The 10,888-nt window shown below is 62.7% G+C and carries 10 protein-coding genes and 1 pseudogene; all 11 read left to right on the top strand.

The window, feature by feature from the left end; all coding sequences use genetic code 11:
- Positions 1-127 (top strand): annotated as a pseudogene (gene sdhB / locus G3O01_RS41435) (succinate dehydrogenase iron-sulfur subunit); the annotation flags it as partial.
- A 1-nt stretch (position 128) separates the two neighbouring features.
- Positions 129-398, top strand: coding sequence for a succinate dehydrogenase assembly factor 2 (locus G3O01_RS41430; protein WP_205813272.1), 270 nt, complete (start codon positions 129-131; stop codon positions 396-398).
- A gap of 92 nt (positions 399-490) precedes the next feature.
- Positions 491-1,792 (top strand): citrate synthase, encoded by a 1,302-nt coding sequence (gene gltA / locus G3O01_RS41425; RefSeq protein WP_205813271.1) that lies wholly within the window; start codon positions 491-493, stop codon positions 1,790-1,792.
- Positions 1,793-2,118: 326 nt separating this feature from the next.
- Positions 2,119-3,528 (top strand): 3-isopropylmalate dehydratase large subunit, encoded by a 1,410-nt coding sequence (leuC, locus tag G3O01_RS41420; protein WP_205813270.1) that lies wholly within the window; start codon positions 2,119-2,121, stop codon positions 3,526-3,528.
- A 7-nt stretch (positions 3,529-3,535) separates the two neighbouring features.
- On the top strand, positions 3,536-3,688 hold the full coding sequence (locus G3O01_RS41415) for an entericidin A/B family lipoprotein (RefSeq protein WP_205813269.1): 153 nt from the start codon (positions 3,536-3,538) through the stop codon (positions 3,686-3,688).
- Positions 3,689-3,764: 76 nt separating this feature from the next.
- On the top strand, positions 3,765-4,418 hold the full coding sequence (leuD, locus tag G3O01_RS41410) for a 3-isopropylmalate dehydratase small subunit (protein WP_205813268.1): 654 nt from the start codon (positions 3,765-3,767) through the stop codon (positions 4,416-4,418).
- 44 nt (positions 4,419-4,462) lie between these two features.
- On the top strand, positions 4,463-5,530 hold the full coding sequence (gene leuB, locus G3O01_RS41405; protein ID WP_205813267.1) for a 3-isopropylmalate dehydrogenase: 1,068 nt from the start codon (positions 4,463-4,465) through the stop codon (positions 5,528-5,530).
- Between the two features lie 300 nt (positions 5,531-5,830).
- A complete protein-coding gene (gene asd, locus G3O01_RS41400) occupies positions 5,831-6,952 on the top strand; it encodes an aspartate-semialdehyde dehydrogenase (protein WP_205813266.1) in 1,122 nt (373 codons plus the stop codon).
- 145 nt (positions 6,953-7,097) lie between these two features.
- A complete protein-coding gene (locus tag G3O01_RS41395) occupies positions 7,098-9,329 on the top strand; it encodes a FimV/HubP family polar landmark protein (protein ID WP_205813265.1) in 2,232 nt (743 codons plus the stop codon).
- Positions 9,329-10,132 (top strand): tRNA pseudouridine(38-40) synthase TruA, encoded by an 804-nt coding sequence (truA, locus tag G3O01_RS41390; RefSeq protein WP_205813273.1) that lies wholly within the window; start codon positions 9,329-9,331, stop codon positions 10,130-10,132. Before G3O01_RS41395 ends, truA begins: the two co-directional genes overlap by 1 nt.
- A complete protein-coding gene (locus tag G3O01_RS41385; RefSeq protein ID WP_205813264.1) occupies positions 10,129-10,836 on the top strand; it encodes a phosphoribosylanthranilate isomerase in 708 nt (235 codons plus the stop codon). The genes truA and G3O01_RS41385 overlap by 4 nt, the downstream gene beginning before the upstream one ends.
- The last annotated feature ends 52 nt before the right edge of the window (positions 10,837-10,888 follow it).

The raw sequence follows: 10,888 nt of genomic DNA, 5'->3' as shown, positions 1-10,888 counted from the left end.
GGAAGATCCGTACCGTCTGTTCCGTTGCCATACGATCATGAACTGCGTCGACGTGTGCCCGAAGGGGCTCAACCCGACGAAGGCGATCGGCAAGATCAAGGAATTGATGGTGCGCCGGACGGTCTGAGATGGATGCATCTCACCAGTCCGACCCGTTGCGCCGCGCGCGTCTCCGCTGGCGTGCCCGGCGCGGTCTGCTGGAAAACGATCTGATTTTCGAGCGTTTTTTCAGCCGATATGAGCATGATCTCAGTGATGCGGACGTAGGCGCGCTCACGCGCCTGCTCGAACTGAGCGATAACGACCTGATGGACTTGCTGCTCGCACGCAAGGAACCGGAAGGCGACCTCGCCGACGCCGATGTCGTGCGGGTGCTGGAGATGCTGCGTAACGTGTAATTGCGGTGTAAGCCCCGCCGTTACGCAGGTGAGTTTGATCCAGGCGTGCAATTATCGAAACCCTGTTTCCATACTTCGATTGAGGATGTGCTATGACCCCGTCAGATGTTAAAGCCACGCTATCGTTCAGCGACAACTCGCCGAGCGTTGAAATGCCGATTTACAAGGGCACGATGGGCCCGGATGTGATCGACATCCGTAAGCTGTACGGTCAGACTGGCAAGTTCACGTATGACCCGGGCTTCATGTCGACGGCGTCGTGCAACTCGGCAATCACGTACATCGACGGTGACAAGGGCGAGCTGCTGTACCGCGGCTACCCGATCGACAATCTCGCGCAAAACGCGGACTTCCTCGAAACGTGCTACCTGCTGCTGAAAGGCGAACTGCCGAACGAGGCGCAGAAGGACGAGTTCGTGAAGACGGTCACGAACCACACGATGGTTCACGAGCAGATGCAGTTCTTCTTCCGTGGCTTCCGCCGCGACGCGCACCCGATGGCGATTCTGGTCGCTGCAGTCGGCGCGCTGTCGGCGTTCTACCACGACTCGCTCGACATCAATAACCCGCGTCACCGCGAAGTTTCGGCAATCCGCATGATCGCCAAGCTGCCGACGCTGGTCGCGATGGCGTACAAGTACTCGATCGGCCAGCCGTTCGTGTATCCGCAGAACAATCTGTCGTACAGCGCAAACTTCATGCGCATGATGTTCTCGAACCCGTGCGAAGAGTACCAGGTCAACGAAGTGCTGGTCCGCGCACTGGACCGCATCCTGATCCTGCACGCAGACCACGAGCAGAACGCATCGACGTCGACGGTTCGTCTGGCTGGTTCGTCGGGCGCAAATCCGTTCGCGTGTATCGCTGCGGGTATCGCATGTCTGTGGGGCCCGGCGCACGGCGGCGCGAACGAAGCTGCGCTGAACATGCTGGAAGAAATCGGCTCGGTCGACAATATTCCTGAGTTCATCAAGCAGGTGAAGGACAAGAACTCGGGCGTGAAGCTGATGGGCTTCGGTCACCGCGTCTACAAGAACTACGATCCGCGCGCGAAGCTGATGCGCGAAACGTGCTACGAAGTGCTGAACGAATTGGGCCTGCACGACGACCCGCTGTTCAAGCTCGCGATGGCGCTGGAAAAGATCGCGCTGGAAGACGAATACTTCGTGTCGCGCAAGCTGTACCCGAACGTCGACTTCTATTCGGGCATCGTGCAGCGCGCGCTGGGCATCCCGACGTCGATGTTCACGTGTATCTTCGCGATGGCACGTACGGTCGGCTGGATCGCACAGTGGAACGAAATGATCGGCGATCCCGAACAGAAGATCGGCCGTCCGCGCCAGCTGTTCATCGGCGAAACGCCGCGCGAAGCATCGCCGATCGGCAAGCGTTAAGCGCAGGGCGCGTCAGCGCTTTTCGCCTGCGTTAATCGCATCGAATGGAACACCTCAACGGTTCGCCGTTGAGGTGTTTTTTTATGCGGTTTCCAACCGATACGTGATCAGCCGCTGCCTTGCATCGAAGCGCGCTTTACGGTATTTCCTGCCCTTCCGGAACGCATTGGGCTCACCATAGGTAGTGCCGATACAGGTATCGGCACTACCACCCAACTCCATGTTTTTTATCGGTTTTCTCGATATCCAGTACTCCTGGAAAGCCAGCTGCGTGGCATAATCGACCGGACAGGAACTGCCCGTTGTCATTACTACCCCCGCATACCATGGCACAGACTCTCTACGACAAATTGTGGAACACCCACGTGGTCCACACGGAAGAAGACGGCACGACGATTCTCTATATCGACCGTCAACTGCTGCATGAAGTGACCAGCCCGCAGGCGTTCGAAGGACTGAAGATGGCGGAGCGCCCGGTGTGGCGCATCAGCGCGAACCTGGCGGTGTCGGATCACAACGTACCGACCACGGATCGCAGCCACGGCATCGCCGATCCCGTCTCGAAGCTGCAGGTCGATACGCTCGACGCGAACTGCGACGCGTTCGGTATCACGCAGTTCAAGATGAACGACATGCGTCAGGGCATTGTGCACATCATCGGGCCGGAGCAGGGCGCAACGCTGCCGGGCATGACCATCGTCTGCGGCGACTCGCACACGTCGACGCACGGCGCGTTCGGCGCGCTGGCGCACGGCATCGGCACGTCGGAAGTCGAGCACGTGCTGGCCACGCAAACGCTCTTGCAGAAGAAGAGCAAGAACATGCTGGTCAAGGTGGAAGGCCAGTTGCCGCGCGGCTGCACGGCCAAAGACATCGTGCTCGCCATCATCGGCAAGATCGGCACGGCGGGCGGCACGGGCTACGCAATCGAATTCGGCGGCTCGACCATTCGCGCACTGTCGATGGAAGGCCGCATGACCGTCTGCAACATGGCGATCGAAGCGGGCGCGCGCGCCGGCATGGTCGCCGTCGACGATACGACGGTCGAATACCTGAAAGGCCGTCCGTTCTCGCCGCAAGGCGTGGAGTGGGATCAGGCCGTCGAATACTGGAAGCAGTTCAAGTCCGACGAAGGCGCGCATTTCGATCGCGTGGTCGAACTGAATGCGGCCGAGATCGTCCCGCAAGTGACGTGGGGCACGTCGCCGGAAATGGTCACGTCCATCGACGGACGCGTGCCGGATCCGGAGAAGGAAAAGGACCCGGTCAAGCGCGACGCGATGGAACGCGCGTTGCAATACATGGCGCTCGAACCGAACGCGCCCATCGAATCGATCAAGCCGGACAAGATCTTCATCGGTTCATGCACGAACGCGCGTATCGAAGACATCCGCGCGGCCGCGTGGGTGGTGAAGAAGCTGGGCCGCCGCGTCGCGTCGAACATCCGTCTCGCGATGGTCGTGCCGGGCTCGGGTCTCGTGAAGGCGCAAGCCGAACGCGAAGGCCTCGACAAGGTCTTCACGGAAGCGGGTTTCGAATGGCGCGAGCCGGGCTGCTCGATGTGTCTCGCGATGAACGCCGACCGCCTCGAGCCGGGCGAGCGTTGCGCGTCCACGTCGAACCGCAATTTCGAAGGCCGTCAGGGCGCGGGCGGACGCACGCACCTCGTCAGCCCCGCCATGGCAGCGGCTGCCGCCATCGAAGGGCATTTCGTCGACATTCGCAAGCTGGGATAAACGTCTTATGAACATCGATCGCATCGCATTTCTGCGCCGATTCGCACTCGCGACGCTAGCCGGGTTGCTGCTCGGCCTCGCCGGTTGCAACACGGTGCATGGCTTCGGCGAAGATCTGCAGCATCTGGGCGGATCGATCAGCAACAAGGCGTCGCAGTAAGTGGATTTTGTCTCGCCGGACGGCGTGAACGACGTGAAAGCGCGTCGTCGTCCGGCTTCGAACAGGCTAAAGCGTCATGGATAAATTCATCGTACATACCGGCGTCGTGGCGCCGCTCGATCGCGAAAACGTCGACACCGACGCGATCATTCCGAAGCAGTTCCTGAAGTCGATCAAGCGTACGGGTTTCGGTCCGAACGCATTCGACGAATGGCGTTATCTCGACCACGGCGAGCCGGGTCAGGACAACTCGAAGCGTCCGCTGAACCCGGATTTCGTGCTGAACCAGCCGCGTTATCAGGGCGCGTCGGTGCTGCTCGCGCGCCAGAACTTCGGCTGCGGCAGCTCGCGCGAGCACGCGCCGTGGGCGCTGCAACAGTACGGCTTCCGCGCGATCATCGCGCCGAGCTTCGCGGATATCTTCTACAACAACTGCTTCAAGAATGGCCTGTTGCCGATCGTGCTGACGGATTCACAGGTCGACCATCTGTTCAGCGAAACATTTGCGTTCAACGGCTTCCAGCTGACGGTCGACCTCGAAAAGCAGGTCGTGCGCACGGCGGACGGCAGCGCCGAATATCCGTTTGAAGTCGCGGCGTTCCGCAAGTACTGCCTGCTGAACGGTTTCGACGATATCGGCCTCACGCTGCGTCACGCGGACAAGATTCGCCAGTACGAAGCCGAGCGCATCGCGAAGCAGCCTTGGCTCAATAACCGCCTCGTACGCTAAGACGTGCGTCCGATCCAGGCCATAGAAACCAACAAGGAATACGCATGAAGATCGCAGTGTTGCCGGGCGACGGCATTGGCAAGGAAATCGTCAAGGAAGCTGTCAAGGTTCTGAACGTGCTCGGCGAGAAGTTCGAGCTCGAAGAAGCACCGGTTGGCGGCGCGGGCTACGAAGCAGCCGGTCATCCGCTGCCGGAAGCCACGCTCAAGCTCGCGAAGGAAGCGGACGCTATCCTGTTCGGCGCGGTCGGCGACTGGAAATACGATTCGCTCGAACGTGCGCTGCGCCCGGAACAGGCCATTCTCGGCCTGCGCAAGCATCTGCAACTGTTCGCGAACTTCCGTCCGGCCATCTGCTATCCGCAACTGACGGGCGCGTCGTCGCTGAAGCCGGAAATCGTCTCGGGCCTCGACATCCTGATCGTGCGCGAACTGAACGGCGACATCTACTTCGGCTCGCCGCGCGGCGTGCGGGCAGCGCCGGACGGTCCGTTCGAAGGCGCGAAAGAAGGCTTCGACACGATGCGTTATTCGGAGCCCGAAGTGCGCCGCATCGCGCATGTCGCGTTCCAGGCAGCGCAAAAGCGCGACAAGAAGCTGACTTCCGTCGACAAGGCGAACGTGCTCGAGACGTCGCAGCTGTGGAAGGACGTGATGATCGATGTCTCGAAGGAATACGCGGACGTCGAGCTGTCGCACATGTACGTCGACAACGCGGCGATGCAACTCGTGAAGGCGCCGAAGTCGTTCGACGTGATCGTCACGGGCAACATGTTCGGCGACATTCTGTCGGATGAAGCGGCCATGCTGACAGGCTCGATCGGCATGCTGCCGTCGGCTTCGCTCGACAAGAACAACAAGGGTCTGTACGAGCCGTCGCACGGTTCGGCGCCGGACATCGCGGGCAAGGGCATTGCGAATCCGCTGGCTACGATTCTCTCCGCAGCGATGATGCTGCGCTATTCGCTGAGCAAGGCCGAGCAGGCCGACCGCATCGAAAGCGCTGTGAAAAAGGTGCTGGAACAAGGCTATCGCACCGGCGACATCCTCACGCCGGGCTGCAAGCAGGTCGGCACGGAAGCCATGGGCGACGCTGTTATCGCCGCGCTGTAATTGTTGAGCAAACACGCGTGAATCGGCTATTTCCGGGCTGATTCACGCAAATCGCGGCGCCCGCGCCGCACAAAACGGGTTTTCGTGTAGACTCATGTGATGGCGACGATTCCTCAAATCTCCTCGATTTCGACACTGCGCGGCAAAACGGCCCGCGTGGTTGCGCTCGCCATTACCATCAAAACGATTACCCCGAAAACGATCACGAAGCGCTGATCGTCCGTCGTGCCCGCCCATCTTCCCCGCGCGGTCACTGCGGGCAAAGATGCGGGGAAGTGTCCATTCGAAGGGTATGAAGTCATGAACGTAGGTCTCGTAGGTTGGCGCGGCATGGTCGGCAGCGTCCTCATGCAACGCATGCAGGAAGAACGCGATTTCGATCTGATCGAACCGGTGTTTTTCAGCACCAGCAACGCGGGCGGCAATGCGCCGTCGTTCGCCAAAAACGAGACCAAGCTCAAAGATGCTTCCAGCATCGACGACCTGAAGAAGTGCGACGCCATCATCTCCTGCCAGGGCGGCGACTACACGAACGAAGTGTTCCCGAAGCTGCGCGCAGCGGGCTGGAACGGTTACTGGATCGACGCAGCTTCGTCGCTGCGCATGAAGGATGACGCCGTCATCATTCTCGATCCCGTCAACCTCGACGTGATCAAGGACGCGCTGGTCAAGGGCCAGAAGAATTTCATCGGCGGTAACTGCACGGTCAGCCTGATGCTGATGGCGCTGGGCGGCCTGTTCCGCGAAAACCTCGTCGACTGGATGACGGCCATGACGTATCAGGCTGCATCGGGCGCGGGCGCGCAAAACATGCGCGAACTGCTGAGCCAGATGGGCACGCTCAATGGCGCAGTAAAGGACGAACTGGCCAATCCTTCGTCGGCCATTCTCGATATCGACCGCCGCGTGCTGGCCGCAATGAACAGCGACAGCATGCCGACCGACCATTTCGGCGTGCCGCTCGCCGGCTCGCTGATTCCGTGGATCGACAAGGATCTCGGCAACGGCATGTCGAAGGAAGAGTGGAAAGGCGGCGCGGAAACCAACAAGATTCTCGGCAAGCCGGCCATGGGCCAGCCGGGCTCGATTCCCGTCGACGGTCTGTGCGTGCGTATCGGCGCAATGCGCTGCCACTCGCAGGCGCTGACCATCAAGCTGAAGAAGGACGTGCCGCTCGACGAAGTGAACGGCATCCTGGCTTCGGCGAACGACTGGGTGAAGGTCGTACCGAACGAGCGCGAAGCGTCGATGCGCGATCTGTCGCCCGCCGTGGTGACGGGCACGCTGACGGTCCCCGTCGGCCGCGTGCGCAAGCTCGCGATGGGCGGCGAATATCTGTCGGCATTTACGGTCGGCGACCAACTGTTGTGGGGTGCTGCAGAGCCGCTGCGTCGTATGCTTCGCATTCTGCTCGACAAGTAAAGTAAACTAGCGCGTTAGCTGATCGACGCGTAGAAAACTTCCAAAAAGCGTCGCGTTTTTCGCGGCGCTTTTTTATTGTGCATTTCAGAATCTTGTCGCCAACACTTCTAAGCATGCGCCGCACGACCGCGCACGAAAGGTCCCGATGACGGCCCGATTCCCTCATCTTCAAGCCGCCACACGCAGCGGCTCGCAACGGATTGCGGCAGCCGTCGCGATCGTCTTTGCCAGTGCAGTTTCGATTCCGGGCGCAGCCTACGCGCAAACGGCGACGACAGGCGCCGCAAGCGCTGCTGCAGCCGCGAGCGCACCCGCGGCCGCCGCTGCAGGTGGCGCGCAATTCACGGTCCAGCCCGGGCAATCGCTGAACGACGCCGCGATCGCGATGACGCAGTCGCACGACCGCACCGTGCTCGCGCGCGCGGCGAAAGCGATCTTCGACGCAAATCCGAACGCCTTCATGGGGCACGATCAAAACCGTCTGCGGCTGGGCGCTGTGCTGAACCTGCCGGCCGTCGATGCGACGGGTGCAGCGGTTGCGTCGACAGCATCGAGTGAGGCTGCTGCCTCGGCCAGTTCCGCCTCCGCGCCCGCTGCACCGGTGGCTGGCGCGAGCGCGGCGGGTGTATCGTCGGTTGCAGCGACAGCGACGGCAGCATCTGCGCCTTCGACGCAAGGCGCCAGCGCGCCCGCCACGGCCGAAGCGACGTCTTCTCCCGCGGTCAGCGCGTTGCCCACGAGCGGCGCAGCCGCGGCATCCGGTGCGAGTGGCACGCAGTCGTACACAGGTTCCATCCAGAGCAGCGAGCCCGCCGCGACGCCGGGCACGCCTGCAACTGGCGGTGCGCAAGCCGCTTCGCAGGCGCGTCCGTCGAGCTTGCAGCAACTGCTTGCGCTGAAAAACCGCGTGCTGATGGAATTGCAGAAGCACGGCATCGGCAAGCAGCCCGCCGCGAACGATACGGGCACGACTGCGCCCGGCGCGACGCAGCCTTCGAGCGCGACGGCGGCTGGGCCTGCCCATGTCACGCCTTCGGCCACGCAGCCTGCTAACCAGCCGGCCGGCATTCCGCAGGAATATCTCGCCGGTGCCGGCATCGTCGGCGCGGCGCTGGTCGCGTTGCTGGCCGGTCTGACGATGCGTCGGCGTCGCAAGGCGGCACGCGCGCAGGAGGCTGCGAGCGAAGAAGTCACACGCGACGATGAAACGCCGCCCGTCGCACCGCTCGCCGTCGCACGACACGATGAAGCGCCTTCCGCGGTGCAAGAGCCGTTGGAAGCCAAACCGCACGACGTCGCTGAGCCTTCGTCAGCATTCGAGCACGAGCATGAGCATGAGCCTAGGCACGTGCCCGAAACGTTCGAATCCGCTTCCACCGAAGCCTCGCTCGACGCTGCCGCAGCGCTCGGCGCCGACGCGTTGCCGCACGAATCGCTCGATCCGGCACGCGAAGAAGCGCGCGCCGCCGAAGCCGCCGAGCTTGAGCAGACAGCGCGCGAACACGAACTGACACCAGACGAGCCGGCTACAGCAGGACCAGTTGCTGAAAAAGTGCACGATGAGCCGCCTGTTCACGAACCCGTCGAAGCGCATTTCGCGCAGCCGGCCGAGCCGCCAGTCGATGAGTCCGTCGCAGAGCACAAGCCCGTCGTGCTCGACCTCGACGCAACGCCTGCAATCGAGCAACAAGAGCCCACGTTCGAGCAGCCCACGGCGTCGGTTGCGCCGCCCATTCAGCTGGATCACGTGGAACCGGCCGCACAGCACGAACAGCTGATCGAGCCGCTGCCCGAACTCGTCGACAGAGTGCATGACGCCGACGACGAACCGGAGCAAGGCGCGGCAGCGTCGCTTCCGCTCGGCGCGCCGCCGCCGCTGGAACCGGCTGTGCCGGATGCCTTCCCGCGCGACGCGATGCGCGCGCTCGACAGCATCGACGACTTCGCGCTGCCGCCGCGTGGCGAGCAGTCGGCAGCGAGCGCGCCCGCTGTTATGCAGCCGGTCGTCGCGCCTGAGATCACGGCGCAGCAGGCTGTGCCGCTGCACGGGTCGGATACACCCGCTGTCGCGGATCAGATCATTGCGGGCACGGCAGGCGCTGCGGCCGTCGCCGGTCTGGGCGCGGCGCGCTTCGGCGCGTTGAAGCTCGATTTCGACCTGGAACTGCCGCCGTCTCCGTCGCAGGTCGTGCCCGCGTTCACGCCGGCAGAGATCGCGCGTATCTCCCGTAACAAACTCGATCTGGCCGTCGAGTACATCGATCTCGGCGATCTCGTCGGAGCACGCACGCTGATCAACGAAGTCATCGAGTCAAACGATGCCGACTCGCGCGCCGACGCCCGCGCATTGCTGTCGACGCTCGCGCCGCTTTCGTGATGACCCGGATCGCGCTTGGCATCCAGTACGACGGCGCTGCGTTTTGCGGCTGGCAGTCGCAGCCGCACGGTAAAACCGTGCAGGACGAGCTCGAGCGGGCGCTGCACGAATTCGCGCTGACGCCGCTGCCGACGGTCGTGGCAGGGCGCACGGATACGGGCGTCCACGGTCTCGGGCAGGTTGTGCATTTCGATACCGAACTCGACCGCGCCGAGTTTTCGTGGGTGCGCGGCACGAACGCCTTCTTGCCGTCGACGGTTGCCGTGCAATGGGCCAAGCCGATGCCGGATGACTTCCACGCGCGCTTCTCGGCTTTCGAGCGCACGTATTACTACGCGCTCTACGTGCATCCCGTGCGCTCGCCGATGCTCGCGAGCCGGGCCGGCTGGATTCACACCCCGCTCGACATCGATGCAATGCGCGAAGCGGCCGCCTGTCTGATCGGCCAGCATGATTTTTCGTCGTTCCGTTCGTCGGAATGTCAGGCCAAGACGCCCGTCAAGCACCTGTATCAGATCGATATCCGGCCGCAGGGCGACTTCATCCACTTCCGCTTTCGCGCGAACGCATTCCTGCATCACATGGTGCGCAACCTGATGGGCTGCCTCGTCGCCGTGGGCCGCGGGCGCTATCCGTCGACGTGGCTCGCCGAAGTGCTGGAAGCCCGCGATCGCAAGCTCGCGGCACCGACTTTCATGCCCGACGGGCTGTATCTCGCTCAAGTGGGCTATCCTGAACCGTTCGCCGTGCCTGCGCCGCAAGCGGGCAGCGTTCCGTGGAGCACCGTTTGGACCGACTCATGACTTCCGCCGATACCCAAGCTGCAACCGATTCATCCGCCACCGACACCGTGCCGCACCGCACCCGCATCAAGCTGTGCGGGCTCGGCAATGCCGCCGACGTCGCCCACGCTGTCGCACTTGGCGCTGACGCGATCGGCCTCGTGTTCTATCCGCCCAGCCCGCGCTCGCTGAGTATCGCGCAGGCGGTCGAAATGACACGCGTGGTGCCGCCGTTTGTTTCGGTGGTCGGTCTGTTCGTGAATCCGACGGCGGACTGGTTCAGCGAAGTCACCTGCAACGTGCCGCTGTCGATGCTGCAGTTCCACGGCGACGAAACGCCCGAGCAATGCGAAAAGCTCGCTGGCGTTGCGGGTTTGCCTTGGTTGCGCGCATTGCGGGTTTCGCCCGATACTCAACCGGCCGATTTGGTAAAATCGGCGCTTAACTATTCGGCCGCCAGTGGTCTCCTGTTCGACACGCATGTCGACGGCTACGGCGGCGGCGGGAAGGTCTTCGATTGGTCACTTATTCCAGCAGAGCTCGCGCGTCGGGCCGTTTTGAGTGGTGGGTTGAGCACGCAAAACGTTCGTGATGCGATTCATCGTGTGCGCCCGTACGCGGTCGATGTCTCGAGCGGCATCGAAGTGCCGGGCGCAAAGGGCGTGAAGGATCACGCCCGCATGGCGGCGTTCGTACGCGCAGTGCGCGAAGCGGACGCCCGGTGATTCCCAGGCCGCGCCTCGCAGCGTGCGGGTGCTGCGGCGAACTGAGAAGAGT

This window comes from Burkholderia sp. Ac-20365 (assembly GCF_017104715.1).
Classification (GTDB): Bacteria; Pseudomonadota; Gammaproteobacteria; order Burkholderiales; family Burkholderiaceae; genus Paraburkholderia.
The sequence above is the reverse complement of the archived record's forward strand: the minus strand, read 5'-3'. Positions and strand labels throughout refer to the sequence as shown.